The organism is Bacillus sp. MT94 (assembly GCF_058792475.1).
The window spans coordinates 238,284-260,344 of sequence record NZ_JBXAEZ010000006.1 but is presented as its reverse complement, the minus strand read 5'-3'; the positions used below and the strand labels follow the sequence as shown (position 1 = coordinate 260,344).

The window sequence follows — 22,061 nt, the reverse complement described above, 5'->3', positions numbered from 1 at the left end:
ATCCCGCCCTATCCTCAAATAAAAAGGAAGGGCAGGATTATTTATTAGAGAATACCTGCTAACCACTCCATGTCATCAGCATTTGCAACCTCATATCCGTCAATTACTTCTTTTCCATCACTATGTTTTAGATTATCCTGTTCGGTAGCTTGAGCTGAACCGCCCCCAAATAACCCAGTGAAGGACATTGAATGTACCTTAACTGTAAACTCTATATGCTTATGGCATTTCTTTAAGTAATAGTTTAACTGAGGTAATGTCAAATCCCATATATCCTGTTTTTTCATCCCCAGGTAGTGACCTAAGTTAAAGAAAATTTCTGCCCAATCAACGTAGGCATTTTCGTCATATTCTTTTTCTTCTTCCTCAGAGTCTATAAAGACTTTTTTAAGCCATTAAGTCCAATCATAATATCTATAATTTCTTTAGCTGTTACAATATCAATATAATCCCCTAAATACTGAGCTGAAATTTCTTTATAATACGGTTTAAAGCCCATCAATAGGACCTCTAATAGTTCATCATAACTATCATTACCTGTTTCATCTGCAATTAAATTAGCAATAATGACACCTGTATCAATTGTATTCAACTTTTTCATTAGGTTTTTAGCATCTTTTAATCCTAAAGGAGGGATAGCATAGGTTTTTCCATCACGTAATGTTACCTTTTCATCCTCTTCGAAGAATACTTTTTCAATAAACTCTGATTCCTGCTTAGTTAACTTTACTTCCTCTTGTTTATTAGGTTCTTGCTGTTCAACCTTTTTCTCTGCTTCCTCTACAAGAGTAGGTTCCTCAATAGCTTCTTCTCTACTTGGAATTGCTAAATTACGTTCACTCATTTAATCTCCCCCTATATTACTCTATTACCCCTTAATAAATTTATAGAGGACGCAAGGAAGGGGATCACCTAAACGACCTCGTAACTAATATAAGAATTTATGTGTTAAATGTAACAACCTTATGAAAAAAGGTTTAAGTGATAGATATTTTTTATAATCCATTCTCACCCTTATCTAAAGTTTTAAAAATGAATTAATAAAAAAAGAGGATACATTAGTATCCTCCTCTCTAATTAACAAACATCGCCATTTTTTTCAATTTGATAACGCTTAATAGAACCTAAACGACTGTCTGTACGTTCCCCATCAATAACTGTAAGTGTAATACTATGAGTCGCTGCTGTTTGTCGTGCTGTGTCTAATGTAAAATTAGATTTCACTCGGCAAGAATACAATTCAACTTGGAATCCTTGAATGCTACCATCCATTTGTTCAAAATGTCCATCATGAACAACAGATACTGTAAGAGGAAAATCACGAGAACCAATTGCCATTACATCTACAACTTCTGGTCGTTTGTAGTTCACATAAATTTGCTCTCCTTCAAGATAATCATTAAACTTAATCTCCCCTGTAGAAGGATCAATTGTATACTCACCTTTTGCAGGATTAGTTGTTACTTTCTTAAGTAATTTATTCTCTTTTACTAATCTTACAGATACATGCTCTGTCTTAGAAGAAGCTGAACCTAAAGATCCACCAAATAGAGGATTCTTAAGAGTTACTAGTCCACCTTTAACATCATGACGTTCTTCTAATACCCATACAAAACCATCAGGATCGATAGAAGATGACGCTACAGGATAATAAACTACTACAGTATCACCTTCAACCGCACCACCTTTTAGTGTTACTGCTGATCCATTTACTGTAATTGCTGATTCTGGTACAAATGAACCTGCAACTTGGTTGAAAATTTGTACTTTAGGTGCTCCGCTACCTGTTAATACTGGACTAGATAATTTAATAGAAACAGGTTCAGTATCACCAGCAATTGTTACTGTTTCATTTTTCAATTCATAGGCTAATCCGCTAACTCCTTCTCGAAGTTTTGCCCCTAACACAAGACGTACCATGTTTAAATCAAATTTTGCATCCTCTGCAGTAATATCAATTACCTTTTTACGTAGTAAAGTATCAATAGGTGCTGAAGAGTCTCCCCCTTCAATATCAACCATATCCAACTGCACATCAAGACGCATATTCGCCATGTGACCTAGTGTAATTAATTCATCACACCCTGGAATTTTAGCCATAAATTTACCTGCACCTTTAATAATCATTTTCTTATTTTTACTGTTAAACTTGTCAAATTGTGACATTAACTACACCCCTCAATTTCAAAAATAAATTCAAATCTAGTGAAATACTTATAAGAGTGTTCTATTTCACTTGCAACCTCTGCAAATCCTACATACTGACCCTTGAAAAATACTCCTTTAAATAACCGCAGAGATTGATTATCGAATAATTGATTTATTCTATCTGCAAGGTCTAATGCCAATTCCACACCATCATTTGTGTAAATATCGAAGTCAAATGTTACCACATGAATATTATTGTTCCGTTCCTTTTGAACAAATGAATTGTAAAATACAATTAAAGGAATTTGTTTATTTAGTGCCTCTTTAGGAGACATACGCTTTTGTATGTGCATATCATTTTCCATATCTACTGTAATATTATTAAGACCCATACATTTACGTATTACACTATCTTCTCTCAATGTCTTATATATGCAAGCATAAACATCAATGATACGTGGAAAGAACAACTCATCAAACCCTCTTGTAAGTATTTGCAGTAACAATATAAGAAAATCACAATGAAAATTTAACATCACTTAGAATAAATTTAGTCAAACTCTATCTCACCCCATAATTACTCTTAACGAAATTGATTTTTAAACTTAGATTCTATTAAACACTCACGTACATTCTTAACTATTGAATTGACGTGATCAAAGATTTTCTTATTTATTCTTCAATTAACAAATTAGCAATTCTATTAAAAGAAGTATTTGTCATTTAACATAAAACATGTAAACGATTTATTTCTCTGAATTTGTTTATAAATTACACTAAATAATTAAATCCACTTTGAAATTGATGGAATTCAATATAAAAATAATGGTTTTAAATATTTTTAGTTTCTAAAATGAGATAGCATTGAATCTATTTTTATATCAAATAATCATTATTAAATAATAGATAATAATTTATTAATAATATTATTTAGCTTTAATATGGTTGATTCAGCTTTTACCTTTAAATTAAATGCTGCAATTTATACTTTGTGATTCAGCAACAACCTTTAAACTAATAAGTCTCTTTAAAATTCACTTGCAACTATAGTTACTTAAATCTCGATAACTACAGTGAGGTGATATCTTGAATTTACATAAAGATAGAAATTTAAATGCTACTGATATAAAAAAATATTTTTCATTTTTATACAATGATAAACAGATAAGAGTCGTTCTTACTACAAGTAATCAATTCTTATTTGTTGGATACGATATAGGAAAAAATGCGATTGGAATAAAAAATCCTTATAGCTTAATCGAAAATATGGACAATCGATCTAAATACAGTGCTGTAATTACCTTTAATCAGGATATTAACCCTCAACGCTATATTTTAGTTGATTTAGAGGGACTCCATCATATGGTCTATAGAGCCAGAAAAGTTAAGGTTAATAGATTAGATTTTATTCATTGGGCCATATCTATAGAAAAAAATATACTTTAATTCATTTTATTAAATTGGCTTTTACTGAAGTAACTATCCTTCATATGATTTAATAAATATCCCGGCTAAATATTAATTATTTTGTAACCCTCAACTTTCTAACAACTTATTACGACTTTTAAATAGGAATTGGAGGTGAGAAAATGAATTTAGATATAAGTATAAGCCTGTTGCTATTTATATCCTTAGGGGTACGCGCATTTTTATTTGAAATAAAATTTCAGTACACACGTGAAAGATTACGCAGTATTCATGAATTGTTTGAAATTTTTTTAGACTGTTCTTTTTGTAATGGCTTTTGGACTGGATTTTTTGGTTATGTAATTGTAAATGGTATTGATATTATTCTAATACCATTTGCTATTTTAGTTGGTTCTTCCTCATACCATTTAACGTTATTTGTTAAAAGTCTTACACAAAAAAATTAAGAAGCACAGTTTATGTCGTTTATTTCCTAAATTATCCATTACACATCTTTATCTACTTAACCCTACTAAACTTTAGTAGGGTTTATTTAATATTCCTATTATTTCTATCTCTATACAAATTTCCAAACTAAGAAATTGCTCAAAATAGCAAAGTACATTTTGTACCTTACCTTGTTTACGCAACTAAAACAATAAATAAGACGACTATTAAAGTATCGATTACCTTTAGAAATGGAGTGAACAATATGATTTTCTTTTCAAGTAAGCACCGAATTAAAGATCTTTCTTTTCTAAATAAACTTTGGATGACACCCGTAGCTTATGGACTAAAATATCTTGCCGGAACTGTAATATACATTGCAGATAAATTTGATGAAAAGGTAAGATTTGAAATCCTAAAAAGACATATCTAAAATGGAGGAAATGAGAAAATATATTCTCTTTTTAAAACAAAACGGACACCAATTCATTAAAACGTTTTTTTATCGCTTTAATGAATTGGTGTCCTCTAATTTTTTGACCAAAATATATCTTATTTTAAAGAATATTTTCAGTTCCTTTTTTCTCACGTCTAGTAAAATTTTGTATTTTCTTTAAAATTCATATTAAGAATATTCTTCAAACCCTGAAAGTATAAGTTTGCGGTAAATTTATGCTTTCTATCACATTCCACACCAATTAAGATAGTTAACACTATTAAAATAGTGCTAACTATCTTAATTGAATATTAGTAATAGTGAATCTACATATTATCAATTCACTTTATATTACATATATGTAAAAATAATAACATGATAAGCTTTTTCAAATTATTCTCCTAATAAAAATTTGAAATTAGCATTTCAATACTCTCCTTACTGTTAATATGCCTAGAAAAAGAACCCTATAGGGTTCTTTTTCAGTTCATTCCCAAAAATCCCATAAAAAAAGAAGAGGGATATCTCCCCTCTTCACCAATAAAATCGAACATATTTACAATTAAGAAAGAGCATACATACATTCATTCATCAAGAAATGAAACGAACAATAATAGTTCATTTAGTGAATTATAATACAAATCCAATTCCACTAATAGATATTATTTACATTTTTGGAATAGTAATCAATCAACTGTAATACCCCCTCCATACAAAAATAAACTCAACGAAATATTCACTATAAAACCAACGTATGTAAAAAAAACAGCTACAAGTCCATTCATAGTTTTAAAAATTTGTCCTCCTCTTCTTCTAAGAATATTCAAAATCTCAAATAGATTATCTTATATCGCCACCTTATGTATGCAGAATTACATATCAAGCCATATCGAAAATCATTCTCATTGTAACTATAATGGTTTCAAGAAGTGGTATTTTTACTTCCTTTTCAAATCTCAAAATATATTAAAGGAGGCACTAACATTATGAAAAAAGCTATTTTAGCAGGGGCACTAGGAATTATAGTACTATCAGGTATGAATTTATCAGGAGTAGAGGCATCAAAAGCAAGTGCAGCAACTACAAATTTAGAAATTCAAGAAGTTACAAAATACTACTCTATGAGTTCCTATGAAGTTTCCCAAAAAGAATCATTTAATCTTAATAAAGGGGAAGAACTTACTGTCTTTGTACAAAATTCCGGGTTTCCAATTTCTTATACAGTCTTTGATGCAGATAATCAAGTAATTGGCACATACAATGCTAATTCACCATATGGTCGCGTATTCAAAGCACAAAAAGACGGTAATATTTCTGTTCAATTTCAAGCAGGAGTAAATTCTTCTTACATGAAGAAAATGAATTTCACAGCTCTATTCGCAGTTTCTAAACTTAACCAACAATAAAAAATTTAACGATCCTCTTTAAAAACAAATTAAAAAGGTATATCCCTTCAATAGGATATACCTTTAACTTTAGTGAAGTTTATATTGACCAGATAACCGCTCTTGCGCCATACGAACTAAACGTTTCGTAATCTCTCCACCTACTGAACCATTTGCTCGTGAAGTTGAATCTGGTCCAAGTGTAACGCCAAACTCCTGAGCAATTTCATACTTCATTTGCTCAATTGCACTTGCTGCCGCCGCTACCAAAATCTCGTTTGAATTATTATTTTCTCGAATTTGCATTTCTAACACACCTCCATTTAATTGGTAATATCATGCTCTATTTCCAATTAAATATGCAAAATTTATATTTATTTAAGTAAGCGTGTGATTTACATTAATACATTCCAATTAAAAAAGGTTTTTCAAATGAATCAATATAATCCTTATTGAATTTTAAACTCTCCAATTAATTCTTGTAACTCTTGTGATAGCCCACTTAATGATGTTGCTAGTTCTGCAATCTCTTGTACATATACTTCTTGTTCTTTCATACTAGTCTCTACATTACTACTGCTATCCACATATGTATTGGCAATATGTGATAATTCATTTACAATCTGAATTATAGTTTGACTATTTTTAAAAATATCACTTGAATTACTCGAAGTCGCTTTAATTTGATTTGTAACAGCTTGTGCAGATTTTGAAATTTTTTCGAAGAAAGCACCACTACTTTGAACAGGAGTTATTCCTGATTCGACTTCTTTTGAGCTCTTTTGCATTGAAACTACAGCCTCTTCTGCTTCAGCTTGTGTTTCACTAATTAATTTAGCTATACCCTTTGCAGATGCCTTCAAAAGTCGTGAGTTTAGTGTTTCACTTAACTCTTTGATGTTCGGATATTAACAATATATTGTTAATAATCACCATTTTATAGGTACACCTACATATAGGCCAAGTATGCAATTACAGAACGTTTGTTATAAAAAAACGTAAACATGTCAAACAAAAAAGACTCAATTACTATATCTCATCCCTTCTTTTAAATATAAATCTACTACCTCGTTCTTAAATTCTACATTGTTAGTGACTCTAATTTTCCCCATAGAAAAATCCGCTCTTAACTCTCAATTAATTTCTTAAATTTCTTTTCTAATTGATCTGGTGGTAATACACCTCGTACATGATCTACTATAATTCCATCTTTATTAACAAAAAATGTCGTCGGTAAAGAGAATACTTTATAATCTAGTCCAGCTACTCCGTCCATATCTAATAGAACAGGAAACTCAAACCCATAGCGATTAGCAAATGCGCTTGCTTCTTGTACTGGGTCACTAACAGTTGCATTCACCGCAAAAATTTCAACATCCTTTTTATATTTATCATACATATGAACTAAATCAGGTGCCTCCATTTCACACGGCCCACACCATGATGCCCAAAAATTAATAATATATGGTTTTCCCTTAGCATCATTTAACGACTGCAACTTTCCGTCTAATCCTTTTAATGTGATGCTAGGTGCTTTAAAACCGACTTGTGGTAATACTTCTTTCTCCTGTAACTCTGCTTGCTTTGCTTTTCTTTCCTTTTCTTCTTTCTTTGAATTATAAAAGTTAACCCCCGCCCAAACGAGAGCACCTACTAGTATAATAGCAATTAGTTTCTTCACTTTTCTTCCTCCTCATTTTTAAAAACCTGTAAATCCACCGAATAGTCGAATAAAGAATGCTGTAATTTTCGTCATTTGATTTGTATACAATAAAATACCCGTTACAATCATCATTCCACCGCCAATTTTCATCATGACATTGGCATATGTAACAATCCATTTTACCTTCCCAATAAAGAATGCCATCACGAAAAATGGAACCGCAAACCCAAGAGTATACGCTGTAATATAAAGAAGTGCCCCTTCAGGATTCGTCGCGCCAAGCATGAGTACAGCTAAAAATATCGGTCCAACACATGGCGTCCAACCCGCTGCATATGTCATACCGACTAAAATCGAGCGAATAAATCCAGTCGATTTACTTCTATACTGCACCTTTTTCTCTGCCATAAGCCACTTAGGCTGAAACAAGCCCGTCATAAATAGCCCCATTAAAACAATAAAAATCCCACCAATTTGTTGAATCAATTTTTGGTTAGATGAAAATGTTATTCCAATCCAACTTACCGATAAACCTAACGCGTAAAATATAACCGAAAATCCGATCATAAAAAATACTGTATGTATAATCGCTGATTTTTGCATAATCCCACGATTTTCTTTTAAATCTTGAATAGACACACCTGTAATATAAGATAAATAAGATGGATATAGCGGTAAAGAGCACGGTGATATAAATGACAATACTCCCGCCCCAGTCACAAGCCAAATTGTTAAATCTGCTGCATTCATTTTATTCCCCCTGAAACACTACAATGAGTAGTGTTTATCCTAAAAAAAAGAGGCTATATGCACTCTCCAACAATAAGTACAATCGACACACAGAATAACCCTATTGTTACATATACCGAGTTCGTATGTAACGGAATAGTAAGCTTAGCAACCTTTTCATTTAACACTTGCTCGATTCGTAAATTTATTGCTGTTTTTGCAAATGAAGCTGTAACACATCGATTCTCCATTGTCTTTATTTTAATTAATTTTAATAACGCGCTACCTAACTCAAATGAAGATTCCATTTTTTGCATCGCATATTTATCTGCTGCTAACTCTTGATACGTATGATATCGTTGTAACAATTCTTTTAATATCGGGATGTACATCATTCCTTCTGCTAATAACGTAAAACAAAATAATTTTAGCGGATCCCAATTATTTTGATGATATTCTTCATGGAAAATAATCGCATCAATCTCTTCATCTGAAAACGTCTGAAGCAAACCTTCCGACATGACAACTTTCGGACGGAATAATCCAATTGTAAACGCTGCAACTTCCGCAGTCGGCAGTATATATATTTGTTTTCCTTTTCTAATAAATGGGATAAGTACTTTTTGTACTTTTTTACTATAGAAAAATTGCCGCCAAATTCTTTTACACACAATCAATACAGTAATTAATAATAACCCCGCTACTATAATACGAACCATTGATAGTTCTTTCATATGTTTTTCTAACTGAAACAAGCAAAACTTTGAAAGGAAGAATGCCTTGTTTTGAAAGAGAAATGGATATGTAACATAATACAATAACAAGCTGAAAAAGAGGGTACTAACAATGAGCGCTAACAATACGATTTTACGCATTTGCCATTTCATTTCATCGATCCTCTTTTTTTAACTGATTCAATTTGTCTTCTAATTTTTTTATTAAATTCGGATCAGCCTGCTCTAGCTCATCTATCATATGAGTTACAACTAAATCTCCAAATTCCCCCACTAATTCCTGTGTCATTTTCTTCGTTTGATTGGATAAGAATTCTTCTTTTGTTTGTACAGCACGATATATGCCACTTCTTTTTACAGTCTGTTTTTCTAAGTGTAATTTCTCTACTAACCTGTTCATAACTGTCATAACAGTGTTAAAATTCACAGGTGATTCTTCACTTAATTTCTGCTGCACTTCTTTAATAGTAATACCTTCAGTAGACCAAATAATCTCCATAATTTTCGCTTCAAGCGGTCCAAAGAAATGATTTAATCCTTGCTCATTTAACCTATAGTTTTGCGTAAACATCGTATGACTCCTTTCACACTACGAATTGTAGTACAAATTAAATGAGAGGTCAAACGCGAGTAATATAAACTAAAATTCAGTACCTATAAATACGTACATCATTCTATTCATTATAAGCCTAACTTATCTCCAAATGTATCAAAGAGATACTGCTCTAATATTTGTACACTAAACTTCTCATTACGCCCAAGGGCAAATAATTCCCGATCTTTCGCTACGATAGTATCTAACGGAATAACTACATTATCCACTATTTTTACAATTTCGATTATATTACTTTTCACATTCACTTCTGTTTTAAATTCAACGTTTTCTAACACTATATGTGAACGTCTTCCTGATGCAAAAAAAGTAAAATTAGGATTTTTAACAACGCCAATTTCAGTCTCTAACGCATATAAATAGTGAAAAATTACATCTCTATGTCCATCTTTTATTATTTTTTCATCCTTCTCATCGTCTAAGTATTCTTTCAGCTTCGTTGTAAATTCAAATCGAAAATCCACTTTTTTCACGCTCCTTCTTTGTATTTCATATTAAATAAATATATTGAAATAATTTTACCATATTGTAATACAACTTCCTATTAAAAGTAAAAACTGTTTTAGAAAATCGCTATTATTTCCGATACCCTTTTAAAATATAAGTATGAATTCAATATGAATGAATGCGTCATTATATCTATTTAAACATATTTTTTCCATATTTTGAAACATTAGTATGAAATATTATATATCAATGAATGGTTTCTAATGCATTGGTATATATAGTCAGTGGTTTCTTTACTATTCCGATATACTTAAGCTATATTTTCTAATTATTGATTACATTACGGAAGGAATGTAACTCTCTTCTATCGAATTTTTATATAACAAAAATGATTAGGTGGTGCTTTACTATGAAATTAGCTGTCATTGGTGGCGGTGATTTACAAGATTCAAATCACTTGCCTATTAATGAACGCCTTATAGAATTAACAAATAAACAGTATCCAAAAGTATTGTTTATTCCAACGGCTAGTCATGATGATGAAAGCTATATAAAATTATTTTTAGACACGTTTGAAAAACAATTACATTGTGAAGTACAAATTTTACGCATTACAACAGATTCACCTTCTAAGTATGAAATAGAGGAGATGATTCATTCAGCCGATTTAATTTATCTAGGTGGCGGAAACTATATTCACATGCTTACGCAATGGAAAGAACATAGACTTGATGAAAAATTATTATTGGCTCTGCAACAAGGAACACTTATTGCTGGTTATAGCGCTGGTGCTATGTGTTGGTTCACGTCTAGTATCCGATCAGATTATGAAGGTTCTGGTTACATAGAGAGTAACGGATGGGGTATTGTTAATAAAAGATTTTGTCCACATTATAATCAATTAAACAGAATGAACGCCTTCCATTCCTTTTTACAAAATCATCAAGGGAATATAGAAGGAATTGCACTGGAGGATAATTGCGCTTTATATATTACAGAGGAATCCTTTGAGATTATCGGTGAACCGGAAAAAGCGTGGGAGTTTTATATGAGTGATAAAACACTCATTAGACAACATTTTGATATAACTTTAAAAAGCTATTTGTAAACCTGCACTTACGAAAAAATGTCCCTAAGTCTAATAACTTAGGGACATTTTTCTATTTAACTAACTAATCGTGTAATTCGTTTCTTTTGCCATGAAAGCTTATAATATGCATACTGCAATAGTAAGCTGACAATAAATGCTGCTGGATACCCGATCCAAATGCCTTCTATTCCAAGACTTGTATGGTAAGAAAGATAATATGCTACGGGTACTTCTACAAGCCAAATTGAAACAACTCCAATAACAGTTGGCCAAAGTACTGTACCGCTCGCTCGCATTGTCGCACTAATAATTTGTGCATGACCGAAAATTAAATAACTCCATAACGTAATCATAACTAAGCTATGAGCAATTTCAATTGTAGTTTGACTCGTTAAAAATAGTGATAAAATGTCTCTTGAGAATAAATAAATAAGAGATATTAACACACCACCGATGACGTAGTTCATAATAATTCCGGCCTTCACAACTTTCTGCAATCGATCAAATTGATTCGCCCCAATTGATTGTGCTGCAAAAATAGAAACTGTAATACCAAGGCTAACTGCTGGCATTTGTACATAACTTGCAACTTGATTCACAACGCCGTAAGCAGCTGTTGCATCCGAACCGTAACGATTTACAAATGCGATTACGGCAATCTCAGATAATGAAACTAATATCATATTTATACTTGCCGGTATACCGAGCCTTAGCAATAGCTTTAATAACTCCCCATCCATTCGAAGGTATTTTCTAACCGTTCCATCTAGTTGTAATGGGTGATTTTTCTTCTTTAAATACACAAGCATGACAATAAACGTAATAACTGTAGATATAACAGATGCATAGGCTGCTCCATACACATCTAATTTCGGAGCTCCTAACCATCCAAAAATAAGAACTGGTAATAAAATCATATTTAGTGCTGTACTTACAATTAAAAAGTAAAATGGCGTTTTAGAATCTCCTGTACCTCTCATAAATGTTGTATATGCGAAATATAAAAATAATACTGGCATCGATATAAATAAAATCCGTGCATAATGTACACTTATTTCAATAATATTTTCTGGCGTTCCCATTAGACGCATAATATCCATCGCAAAAATACTTCCTATTATCGCCAACACAACTCCAATAATAAAGGTAAATGTCAGCGTCGTACCAACGATAGCTTTTAAACGATCTTCGTTTTTAGCACCAAACGCCTGACCAATTAAAATAGAGCTTCCTGAACCGATACCAATTACAAATGAAACGAGCAAGAAAAATAATGGGAAGAATGCTGATATGGCCGCTAAATCATTAACTCCAAGCCATCTTCCTACTACTACCATACCAAATAATTGTCCAACTGATTGTAGTACATTACTTAATAATAACGGTACTAAAAACATCGACATCGATTTCCAAATTGGTTTACTCTCACTTTCCAACTTATGTGACTCCGCACCTTCTTTATTGTTATCTGCAGGTGGTTTCAAATTTCATTTCTCCTTTTCTTAAAAATCTATTTTCAATCTCTATCTCTTTGTATAGTTGTTATAATACTGTGCTTCTATTCATTTTCTTTTCATATGATTATAACTTCACCCAATATTGACTTCCATCGGCTGTTCGATCTAAAAATCCATATTCGATTAAATATCTTCTTAACGTTACGAAATCAGGGTATACATTTTCTATCACTGTATTTACTTCTTTTTCAGTATACTTTTTATTACTATCAAACTTCTTCACTAAATGACGCAATATAATTAATTTACGCTTTTGTTTCTTCGGAAATTTAGAGAGAGGTCCATCTAACCCTTCTGTAAAATGAGCTTTTAATACTTCATCATTTTCTTCTTCCGTAATATTGTATCGATCATCCACCATCGTTGCTGTTCTATGAATTGGCACAAATTTCGTTTGTACTTTTGATTTTTCTTCTGATAATTCCATTAGCGCTAAAAATACTTTTGCTTGTTTCATTTTCTCTCGCAGTGTAAATCGATGATTACGAATTGTTGATGTACTTCCGCCATCCATCTCTTTTACAATTTCTTTATCATTCAGTCCCATATAGAAAAACTGAACCATTTTCTTTTGTAAATCCGTTAATCCAGTAAATTTCTTATCCATATTTAGCAAATAATCAAACATAGACGTATGCTCATTTTGAATATGCAATTGGACGAACTTCTCTGCTTCATACAAAACTTGATTATCTTGATAAATAACACCTTTAATAAATGTTTCACCACAAGCTAAGCAAATGTACCCCTCTTTTTCTTCATCAAACACATACCCTTTCTTTAATTCCTCTATTGACGCATCCCAAAACTTCTCTGAAATATCGCTCATACTAAACACTCCTTCAAAATGTTTATTTAAAAACCAAACAAATCGCTATATCGTTTATTATTACTTCATCATCTTATCACAACACAAACAAACATTTCAACGTTTCGTTTGCCCATTTTATAAACTTTTATAAAAACATCTATCGAAAGGATTTAATACAACGAAAAGCGAATATGTTTATACAAATTCATTTTATAGGATGTAAAATAGAACATGAATATTCTTCAAGACCCTTGGTTTACCGTTAAGTAAATTGCACAGAACGCATATGCGATTAGTGAATATGGAACTGGTATTCACTCATTACAAAACTTCAGTATTCAATTTTAACTACAAAAAAGATGTTTTCGTATAAGAAAACATCCTTTACTTTTTATATATTCTATTTACAGTCTCTACTAAAACCTTACTTGCTTGTACAAATGTATGCTTTCGATTTCTATCTTCAACAAATTTATTAGCACAACTACTCATAATCATCATACAACTAATTATGACTAACGCTATCTTTCTATTCTTGTAAGTCACTTTATGCCACTCCACTATTACAAAACTTCTTTTGAATTTATCCCATCAAGACATTTTACATGAATAATAAAACGTGTGAATATGCAATTCTGCATATTCACACGTTTTATCACAATGTTATGATTTAATTTAGTTAAAGAACAAGTATACCGAGGTGACTAACTTGAAATTTAAAGCGAAAAAAAATCCATTCCACGTCATTTTCATTACATTATTTATAATTATTTTTTTCGTTTCGTTATTCTTTCAAAATGAAAATTCTATTTTTTTCACTCTCATGATGCTGCTAAATATCGTGAATCTTTCTTCATTCTATTTCTCTCACTACAACGTAACGGAATCATCTCTTGTTGTAAAACACGGTTTCATACTTCGTACTGAAATCCCATTTAAAGACATTCGCCATATTAAGCACTCTGGCAAAAAACTTCGTTCAAAAAAATGGACTAGGCAACAATTAGAAATTAATTATAATTTATTTGACTCAGTGACCACTTTCGTACCACAAGAAGAAGAAAAATTCATTTCACTCTTAAAAGAGAACTGCCCACAGATGAAAGTAATGAATACGCCTGCTAACAAATAATATATTTTGAAGCTTGCATTATTGCAAGTAGATGAAACTTAAAAATGAACATCAAAAAAGCCAAGATTCTATACTAAGAATCTTGGCTTTTTCTATTACTCTTTTGGAGCAATCATTTTCTTTGGATCTACAATTTCATTAAATTGCTCTTCTGTTAGTAGTCCAGATTGCAACGCTGCTTCTTTTAAAGTTAATCCTTCTTTATGAGCATGCTTCGCAATTTTCGCTGCATTTTCATATCCGATATGTGGGTTTAGCGCTGTTACAAGCATTAGTGAACGATTCACATTTTCATTAATTACTTCTTCATCTGCTTCAATACCAACTGCACAATTGTCATTAAACGAAACAATTGCATCCGCTAATAAGTGAGCTGATTGTAAGAAGTTATAAGCAATAACAGGTTTAAATACATTTAACTCAAAGTTACCTTGGCTCGCAGCAAATCCGATTGTTGCATCATTCCCCATTACTTGCGCTACAACCATCGTTAACGCTTCACTTTGCGTTGGATTTACTTTACCTGGCATAATAGAGCTTCCCGGTTCATTTGCTGGAATAATAATTTCTCCAAGACCACTACGTGGACCACTTGCAAGCCAACGTACATCGTTAGCAATCTTCATTAGATCCGCAGCTAATGCTTTTAATGCACCGTGAGTATATACAACTTCATCATGGCTCGTTAATGCATGGAACTTATTTGGTGCAGAAACAAATTGTTTACCTGTAAATTGACTAATTTCCTCTGATACCATCTCACCAAATTTAGGATGAGCATTAATACCTGTTCCAACCGCAGTTCCACCAATTGCTAACTCTTTCATATATGTATTGCTCTCTGCAATCATACGCTCTGTTTTTTCAAGCATACGGTGCCATCCGCTAATTTCTTGCCCTAAAGTTAACGGCGTTGCATCTTGTAAATGTGTACGACCAATTTTTATAATATGTTCAAATGCAGTTACTTTTTCTGCTAAAGTTTCTTTTAATTTCGTAATTGCTGGTAATACGTGATTTTCTACTGCGATTACACAAGCTACATGAAGCGCCGTTGGAAATGTATCATTTGAACTTTGTGACATGTTCACATCATCATTCGGATGAATATGTACGTCAGATCCCTTCTCTTTCAAAATTTGATTCCCACGATTTGCAATTACTTCATTCACATTCATGTTTGACTGTGTACCACTACCTGTTTGCCATACGACAAGCGGAAAATGTTCATTCCATTTCCCTGCAATCACTTCATCCGCAGCTTCTACAATTGCTTCTGCTTTTTCTTCTGATAGCTTTCCTAATTTTTGATTGCTAAGCGCTGCACTCTTCTTTAAAATTGCAAATGCTTTTACAATTTCAAGCGGCATTTGCTCTGTTCCAATTGGAAAGTTTTCTTTACTACGTTGTGTTTGTGCTGCCCATAATTTATCAGCTGGAACTTTTATTTCTCCTAATGTATCTCTTTCAATTCTGTACTCCATGTTTTCATCCCCTTGAAAATATAATACCTACATCTCTTATAATAACAGACTTTCTCTTAAATGATAAGGATTCTCACTCTTATATATAGATATTCTATATTTATTTTAAAAAATTCCTCTTGACCTAAACTTAAGTTTAGGCTGTATCCTTTCCATTGTAACCTACTATAACACTACTGGAGGAATTCAATATGAAAAAATATGCTTTTATAACAGGTGCGAATAAAGGAATTGGATATGAACTTGTTCGTCAATTAGCAGAAAAAGATTACCACGTATTTTTAGGTGCTCGTAATGAACAACTTGGACAACAAGCCGTAGAATCTTTAAATGTTTCAAACGTTTCCTATATTCAAGTAGATATTTCAAATTCACAATCCATTCAAGAAGCAACAAAGAAAATTTACGAAACGACTGACCACTTACATTTATTAATTAATAACGCAGGCATAGCGCTAGACTTCAATACGCTACCTAGTGAATTAAATATTGAAACTTTACGCCAAGGATTTGAAGTTAACTTTTTTGGAACTTTCCAAATGATGCAAGCCTTTTTACCATTATTAAAGAAATCAAGCAACAGTAAAATCATAAATGTAACAACTGACATGGCCTCACTAACAATGTTTGCTAATGGTGAAACACATCCAATTAATACACTAGGATATAATTCTTCCAAAACAGCTATTAATGCTTTAACATTAGCTTTTAGTAAAGAATTTGCCACTAACGGTCCAGAAGTATTTGGAGTAACTCCTGGTTTTACAACTACGGATCTTAATGGAAATTCCCCCGGTGGCCATACAACCACTGAAAGTGCTAAAATTATTATTAAATATGCATTAAGTGAAACAAACTATAATGGTAAAATATTTAACAAAGATGGCATTATACCTTGGTAATAAAAGGATGAATGATATGTATTATACAATTGGGCAAGTCGCCAAAATGCAACACTTAACTATTTCTCAAATACGTTATTACGATAAACAAGGACTGTTTCCTTTTCTGCAAAGAAACGAAAAAGGAGATCGAGTTTTTGATGAAGAAGCACTGAAATATTTAGAGATGATTTTGTGTTTAAAAAACACTGGTATGCCAATTCAAAAAATAAAACAATTTATCGACTGGTCTATGGAAGGAGAATCTACCATCCTTCAAAGGTTAGAATTAATGAAACAACAGGAGACCAATGTCTTACAGCTCATTCAAGACACTGAAAAAAACTTAAAAAAGATACAACAAAAAATTGCTAAATATGAGAATGAAATAACTTCAGAAAATGCTATTAAAAAATAAAAAAATCACCTTCTACATATTGTAGAAGGTGATTTTTATTTTATGATGCTTGCTTTCCTTTATCTGCATCATCTACATACCAGATGAATTTGCCTGTATATCCGTAAATAACTGCTAAAATTAACGATACGAAGCTTAACCACATAAACGGAACGTATGAGAACGTTGCTACACCTAAAATACCAGCCATAAAAATACCATTATCAGACCATGGAACCATACCTGAAGTTAACGTTCCACCTACTTCTGAGTTACGTGCTAATACACGACGGTCTATTTTTAATTTATCATAGCTATCTTCCATAATTTTTGGTGTTAAAATTAGTGATACATACATCGCACAACCAAATATATTAGCTAAGAATGCCACGATTAATGTAGACAATGTTACATTACCTGCAGAATTTAATTTCTTCTCAAATTTTGATACGATTACTTTTAAAACACCTAGTTTTTCAAGTAATCCACCAAATCCTAAACCGAAAATAATAACGGCTACTGAGCCAAGCATGCCGTTAATTCCACCACGGTTTAATAACTTGTCAACAAACTCAACACCAGATTGAATTGAGAATCCGTTATAAGCTGTTCCAATCGCCTCTCCAAAGTTCATCCCTTGGAAAAGAGTTGCCCAAATTGCACCAATTAAAGCTCCCATTGCAATTGTTGGCATAGACGGTTTCTTCATCGCTAATAGAACGATAACAATGACCGCTGGAATAAGCATCCATATTTTAATATCAAATTGCTTTAATAAAGCTTCTTTTAAAAATTCTACTCGATTCAAATCTACATTATCGCCGCCATACATCCAACCAGCTACAGTAAACATAATACTAGTAATAATATAAGCCGGAACATCTAATACGAGCATAGCTCGAACGTGAGCAATAACATCTACTTTCGCCATAGAAGCTGCAAGAACTGTGCTATCAGAAAGTGGTGATAATTTGTCGCCGAAATAAGCTCCTGAAAGAACTGCACCAGCAACAAGCGGAAGTGGTAAACCAAGTCCTTCACCAATCGCCATCATAGCAATACCTGCTGTTCCCACTGTTCCCCAAGATGTTCCTGTTGCGATAGAAGTTATAGAACAAATAATTAATGTTGCTAATAGGAATATGCTAGGGTGAATAAATTCTAATCCATAATAGATTAATGTTGGTACTACCCCACCAGCAATCCATGTTCCAATTAAAGCACCTACTGCAACTAAAATCAGTATTGCTTCTAATCCGTTAGAAATCCCTTTCGTAATTGCATCTTGCAATTCTTGATAACGAAATCCTAATCTTAATCCAAGCGCAATTACTAAAAACCATGAAATAAATAGCGCTAATTGAATTGGGAGATCAAAAATCGTTTGGAAGGAAAAGACAACAGCAAGAAATAGTAATAAAAGAACTATGATTTCTAGCATCGATGGTAATCTTACACTTTTCATTTTTTTCTCTCCTTACAAGTCGATAACATGACGTATGTCGTCTTACATGTATGTAATATACAATTAGCGAAGACAAAACAAAATTTTCATATTATTTCGATTTATTTTTCCAGTATAATATATTCACAACCCTTTCTATTGTAAAAGTAGATTACGTTTTTCGCAATGAAAAATATAAAAAATGTTGTATTTTTATTTATCCCGATATTTTCGGTCAATAAGACCCTTGTATCAAAATTTAGTAAGTGCAAAGTACCTAGTTAAGAAATTAACTACTGTAAAATCCCGGATTGATATGAACGTATTAAAGCTTTATTTTATTTACAAGGAACAATCCCATACTAACTTTTTTAATATTTGCTGCAACAAAACTTTTTACAACTATCTTAACTTTTTAATTCACACCATTATTTTCTACATAAAAAATAGGGCACACATCATAAAAATGATGCATGCCCTACCTTTATTTATACATATTTTGTATTTCTTTTTTATTTTTAAGTATTTCTTCAAACTTATCACTACAACCCTTCGGAAATAACACTCCCAGTCCATATGAATGCGCAAATTGAAAATGAGGATACTTCGCTTTTACCTCATCCCAAAACTTATATACGCCGAAATCACCACTTCTAACTTCAATATCATGAAATAATACAATACCGTTTTTCGCGACTTTCGGTAGCCATGTATTATAATCGTGAGAAACAGCTTCATACGTATGATAGCCATCAATATGCAAAAGATTTATCGTTTCATCTTGAAACCGCTCTACAGCATCATCAAAAGTAGATCGAATTAAATTTCCTATATTAAGGTAGTTATCGCTCACTACTTTTTCTACTATTTGAAAAACCCCTTCTCCATATGGACCTGTATGCCCATCTCCAGCCCAAGTATCTACTGCAAAGCATTTAGTCGATAACCCTCCATCTTTTACTCCTTGACAAAAACTGAAGAAAGAAGCACCTAGATGTGTACCTAACTCAACTAAAGTTTCTGGTTTTTCAAATCGTACTAAGTCATATGCAAAATCTAAATGTCCACTCCACGCAGATTGTGACCGAATAATAGGACTAAATGTTTCAAATTCAAATGATGGTTTATGAGTAACCCAGTTCATCGCATAACTCCTTCTGCACATATTTTTAACAAACCAAATTACTCTTATCTTTATTTTTTTATCGCCATGATTATGATTCTATTTCATGAAAATATGAAGAATTTATTCTTTTCTATTGAGGTAAAGCATCATATACATATGGGTCAGTTGGCTTATTAATTTTCTTGATTTTGTTTACTTTTACAAGTGGAAAGACTGTTCCTTTATATGTCGTTTCACCTAATAATCCTGTTATTTCCACCCATGTTTCTTCTGGAATTTTTTCAACATTTTGCCCGGTAACAATCATCCCCCAGACTGATGCATCCGCAATACAACAAGTTATGCCATATCGAGCCACTACTGTTTTATTACCCGTCACATCTTTATCCTTATATATAAACCCTAAGAATGTAATTTCTTTCCCTTTAAACCAATTAACATTTTGACCAATTACATTCATTGTTTGAACATAGTCCTTATCCTTTACTTGTAGTTTACGCTGTCCTAACATACTTTTTACTACTTGCTCTTCCGTTTTATAAGTCGTTGATAAATTTGATGTTTCTTCTGGATCAACGGATACTTCTCGCCCATCAAAATTAACCTGCTCCCCCTCTTTTTCATTCCTTTCCAGACTTCTCGACTGTACACTTTGATTCATACCCCTTTTTCCTGCTAAACTTCCATCAATTGTTACACTTCCAAAGAGAAAAGCACTAACTATCGGAACGACAAATAAAACATATACAAAGAAACTTTTTATCCCTGATTTTGATGTTGTATGATGTTTACAACAATTACAATCATGCTGTTTCTCTCTTCCATCTCCCCAAACTTGTACAGTACCAAAAATTAAAATTACTACAAAAGCTATATACGTAAATTTGATCATTTTTGGAGCGATAAAATTATAAATATTACCTGTTACAAGTAGTTTAAATAAGAGCATTGCTAAACCAATTAAAATAATGCCACGTATATAGCGATGATACGCCTTCTGCTCCTCTTTCTCCATTCTTTCTCACCTCCTATAACATTATGATTTGCAGGATGGTATACACAGATGCAATGACAATTCCTATCAAAAAGAATACAAATCTCTTTTGAAAATATGCAAATAGCATTAACGTATTTTTCATATCAAGCATAGGCCCAAATACAAGAAATGCGAGAAGTGCCTTTACCGAGAAAACATGTCCAAAAGATGCCGCTATAAAAGCATCGGCTGCAGAGCAAATTGATAAAACATAACCAAATCCCATCATAATAAAGGGGGCAATTACTTCGTTATGTGCTACTGCATCCAGTACATTCCGATCAAAAAACGTTTGAAATACACTTGCTAAAAAAGCACCAATCAATAAATACTTACCAGTATCAAAAAACTCATCTACAATATGATTCATAACATCTTTCCAACTCTTTTTATTGCTTGTTTGAACTGAAACCTCTACGTCTTTTAAAACATTTCTTTCGCGATAGCAATAATACACAATTAGACCTATGAATAGAGCAACTAAAATTGTTATCCCAAAGCGTGCATATACTACGTAATCATTTTTTGGAAACGCATATACAGTAGATAAAAGAACAACTGGATTCATAATGGGTGCACTCAGTAAAATAACAATGCCTACATGAAGTGGTAACCTCTTTTGAATGAGCCTTCTTACAATTGGTATAATGACACATTCACACATTGGAAAAAGAACTCCCACAAATACTGCCGGAATCATTGCAACAATCGGAGATTTCGGCATTACTTTTTGAATCATATCTTCCGTCACAAACACTTGAATACATGAAGAAACAATTACCCCTAATAAAATAAAGGGTATTGCTTCAAAAATGATACTTAAAAATACTGTATTCACATTTAACCATTCCTGTGGCATATTTTTGTGCAAATTTGCTAGACTTGTAAAATCTACAAAAAATAATAAAAAGAGAAACATAGCGATAAGAGCTATGCCTACTAATTCTTTTGAAACTCTATTAAAGACCAAGCTTCTCGCCTCCATTTTATTTATATGTAAACATGTGCTTGTCCAAATGCTTCATACTACAGCACAAATTTTATAGTCTATTTCTATTCTTAAATCGTAATCATTATGATTTATTCTTGCTTTTTCTTTTCCCATCGTTTAACATAAAGCGTAATCATTACGAT

At 32.3% G+C, this 22,061-nt stretch carries 25 protein-coding genes and 1 pseudogene; 7 read left to right on the top strand and 19 right to left on the bottom strand.

Annotated features, from left to right (window positions below; all coding sequences use genetic code 11):
* Positions 1–44: 44 nt before the first annotated feature.
* From AC1Q51_RS22385 to AC1Q51_RS22370, 4 genes are all read right to left on the bottom strand, one after another.
* A complete protein-coding gene (locus tag AC1Q51_RS22385; RefSeq protein WP_238143102.1) occupies positions 45–263 on the bottom strand; it encodes a hypothetical protein in 219 nt (72 codons plus the stop codon).
* Between the two features lie 110 nt (positions 264–373).
* On the bottom strand, positions 374–844 hold the full coding sequence (locus tag AC1Q51_RS22380; RefSeq protein WP_090976056.1) for a DNA polymerase III subunit gamma/tau: 471 nt from the start codon (positions 842–844) through the stop codon (positions 374–376).
* 233 nt (positions 845–1,077) lie between these two features.
* The gene (locus AC1Q51_RS22375; protein WP_090976054.1) at positions 1,078–2,166 is read right to left on the bottom strand and encodes a YomU family phage tail tube protein; all 1,089 of its coding nucleotides are present in this window, start codon (positions 2,164–2,166) and stop codon (positions 1,078–1,080) included.
* Positions 2,166–2,684, bottom strand: a complete 519-nt coding sequence (locus tag AC1Q51_RS22370; RefSeq protein WP_175495684.1) for a hypothetical protein — start codon at positions 2,682–2,684, stop codon at positions 2,166–2,168. The genes AC1Q51_RS22375 and AC1Q51_RS22370 overlap by 1 nt, the downstream gene beginning before the upstream one ends.
* Positions 2,685–3,234: 550 nt before the next feature.
* Here AC1Q51_RS22370 and AC1Q51_RS22365 point away from each other — a divergent pair.
* From AC1Q51_RS22365 to AC1Q51_RS22355, 3 genes are all read left to right on the top strand, one after another.
* Positions 3,235–3,594, top strand: coding sequence for a BRO-N domain-containing protein (locus AC1Q51_RS22365; protein ID WP_044584301.1), 360 nt, complete (start codon positions 3,235–3,237; stop codon positions 3,592–3,594).
* A gap of 143 nt (positions 3,595–3,737) precedes the next feature.
* A complete protein-coding gene (locus AC1Q51_RS22360; protein WP_492331721.1) occupies positions 3,738–4,022 on the top strand; it encodes a hypothetical protein in 285 nt (94 codons plus the stop codon).
* A gap of 1,402 nt (positions 4,023–5,424) precedes the next feature.
* Entirely contained in the window at positions 5,425–5,844 is a 420-nt protein-coding gene (locus AC1Q51_RS22355; RefSeq protein ID WP_327978654.1) for a hypothetical protein, read from the top strand.
* 69 nt (positions 5,845–5,913) lie between these two features.
* On the opposite strand, the gene AC1Q51_RS22350 is transcribed toward AC1Q51_RS22355, so the two are convergent.
* The 7 genes and pseudogenes from AC1Q51_RS22350 to AC1Q51_RS22320 form a co-directional block, all read right to left on the bottom strand.
* Complete coding sequence (locus AC1Q51_RS22350) at positions 5,914–6,129, bottom strand: alpha/beta-type small acid-soluble spore protein (RefSeq protein ID WP_046945468.1); 216 nt, start codon at positions 6,127–6,129, stop codon at positions 5,914–5,916.
* 143 nt (positions 6,130–6,272) lie between these two features.
* A pseudogene (locus AC1Q51_RS22345) lies at positions 6,273–6,683 on the bottom strand (chemotaxis protein); the annotation flags it as partial.
* Positions 6,684–6,949: 266 nt separating this feature from the next.
* Positions 6,950–7,504: a TlpA family protein disulfide reductase gene (locus tag AC1Q51_RS22340; protein WP_000733188.1), complete on the bottom strand. Its 555-nt coding sequence runs from the start codon at positions 7,502–7,504 to the stop codon at positions 6,950–6,952.
* A gap of 18 nt (positions 7,505–7,522) precedes the next feature.
* Complete coding sequence (ccdA, locus tag AC1Q51_RS22335; protein WP_090976047.1) at positions 7,523–8,236, bottom strand: cytochrome c-type biogenesis protein CcdA; 714 nt, start codon at positions 8,234–8,236, stop codon at positions 7,523–7,525.
* A gap of 53 nt (positions 8,237–8,289) precedes the next feature.
* Positions 8,290–9,102 (bottom strand): M56 family metallopeptidase, encoded by an 813-nt coding sequence (locus AC1Q51_RS22330; protein ID WP_000871931.1) that lies wholly within the window; start codon positions 9,100–9,102, stop codon positions 8,290–8,292.
* Between the two features lies 1 nt (position 9,103).
* The gene (locus AC1Q51_RS22325; RefSeq protein WP_044584297.1) at positions 9,104–9,520 is read right to left on the bottom strand and encodes a BlaI/MecI/CopY family transcriptional regulator; all 417 of its coding nucleotides are present in this window, start codon (positions 9,518–9,520) and stop codon (positions 9,104–9,106) included.
* 110 nt (positions 9,521–9,630) lie between these two features.
* A complete protein-coding gene (locus tag AC1Q51_RS22320; protein ID WP_016109724.1) occupies positions 9,631–10,026 on the bottom strand; it encodes a DUF3942 family protein in 396 nt (131 codons plus the stop codon).
* 392 nt (positions 10,027–10,418) lie between these two features.
* Here AC1Q51_RS22320 and AC1Q51_RS22315 point away from each other — a divergent pair, with 392 nt between their 5' ends.
* Positions 10,419–11,117 (top strand): peptidase E, encoded by a 699-nt coding sequence (locus AC1Q51_RS22315; RefSeq protein WP_000762121.1) that lies wholly within the window; start codon positions 10,419–10,421, stop codon positions 11,115–11,117.
* Positions 11,118–11,173: 56 nt separating this feature from the next.
* Here AC1Q51_RS22315 and AC1Q51_RS22310 read toward each other — a convergent pair whose 3' ends face one another.
* The 3 genes from AC1Q51_RS22310 to AC1Q51_RS22300 all read right to left on the bottom strand — a co-directional run bounded on the left by AC1Q51_RS22310 (position 11,174) and on the right by AC1Q51_RS22300 (position 13,973).
* Positions 11,174–12,583, bottom strand: coding sequence for an MATE family efflux transporter (locus AC1Q51_RS22310; RefSeq protein ID WP_000804128.1), 1,410 nt, complete (start codon positions 12,581–12,583; stop codon positions 11,174–11,176).
* A 97-nt stretch (positions 12,584–12,680) separates the two neighbouring features.
* Positions 12,681–13,445 carry a DUF2087 domain-containing protein gene (locus AC1Q51_RS22305; RefSeq protein WP_001280278.1) on the bottom strand — a complete coding sequence of 255 codons (765 nt, stop codon included), beginning with the start codon at positions 13,443–13,445 and terminating at the stop codon, positions 12,681–12,683.
* 366 nt (positions 13,446–13,811) lie between these two features.
* Positions 13,812–13,973: a hypothetical protein gene (locus AC1Q51_RS22300; protein WP_000221432.1), complete on the bottom strand. Its 162-nt coding sequence runs from the start codon at positions 13,971–13,973 to the stop codon at positions 13,812–13,814.
* Between the two features lie 163 nt (positions 13,974–14,136).
* Between AC1Q51_RS22300 and AC1Q51_RS22295 the strand changes: the two genes are divergently transcribed.
* Positions 14,137–14,559: a PH domain-containing protein gene (locus AC1Q51_RS22295; protein ID WP_090976045.1), complete on the top strand. Its 423-nt coding sequence runs from the start codon at positions 14,137–14,139 to the stop codon at positions 14,557–14,559.
* A gap of 95 nt (positions 14,560–14,654) precedes the next feature.
* On the opposite strand, the gene fumC is transcribed toward AC1Q51_RS22295, so the two are convergent.
* On the bottom strand, positions 14,655–16,043 hold the full coding sequence (fumC, locus tag AC1Q51_RS22290) for a class II fumarate hydratase (protein ID WP_053564799.1): 1,389 nt from the start codon (positions 16,041–16,043) through the stop codon (positions 14,655–14,657).
* Between the two features lie 191 nt (positions 16,044–16,234).
* On the opposite strand from fumC, the gene AC1Q51_RS22285 reads away from it, so the two are divergent.
* A complete protein-coding gene (locus AC1Q51_RS22285; protein WP_000759552.1) occupies positions 16,235–16,945 on the top strand; it encodes an SDR family NAD(P)-dependent oxidoreductase in 711 nt (236 codons plus the stop codon).
* 16 nt (positions 16,946–16,961) lie between these two features.
* Positions 16,962–17,342 (top strand): MerR family transcriptional regulator, encoded by a 381-nt coding sequence (locus AC1Q51_RS22280; protein WP_002153132.1) that lies wholly within the window; start codon positions 16,962–16,964, stop codon positions 17,340–17,342.
* Between the two features lie 40 nt (positions 17,343–17,382).
* On the opposite strand, the gene nhaC is transcribed toward AC1Q51_RS22280, so the two are convergent.
* From nhaC to AC1Q51_RS22260, 4 genes are all read right to left on the bottom strand, one after another.
* On the bottom strand, positions 17,383–18,786 hold the full coding sequence (nhaC, locus tag AC1Q51_RS22275) for a Na+/H+ antiporter NhaC (protein WP_000843986.1): 1,404 nt from the start codon (positions 18,784–18,786) through the stop codon (positions 17,383–17,385).
* A 463-nt stretch (positions 18,787–19,249) separates the two neighbouring features.
* On the bottom strand, positions 19,250–19,909 hold the full coding sequence (locus AC1Q51_RS22270; RefSeq protein ID WP_492331720.1) for a class I SAM-dependent methyltransferase: 660 nt from the start codon (positions 19,907–19,909) through the stop codon (positions 19,250–19,252).
* A gap of 112 nt (positions 19,910–20,021) precedes the next feature.
* The gene (locus AC1Q51_RS22265) at positions 20,022–20,906 is read right to left on the bottom strand and encodes a TIGR03943 family putative permease subunit (RefSeq protein ID WP_098235546.1); all 885 of its coding nucleotides are present in this window, start codon (positions 20,904–20,906) and stop codon (positions 20,022–20,024) included.
* 13 nt (positions 20,907–20,919) lie between these two features.
* The gene (locus AC1Q51_RS22260) at positions 20,920–21,912 is read right to left on the bottom strand and encodes a permease (protein WP_492331719.1); all 993 of its coding nucleotides are present in this window, start codon (positions 21,910–21,912) and stop codon (positions 20,920–20,922) included.
* Between the last annotated feature and the right edge of the window lie 149 nt (positions 21,913–22,061).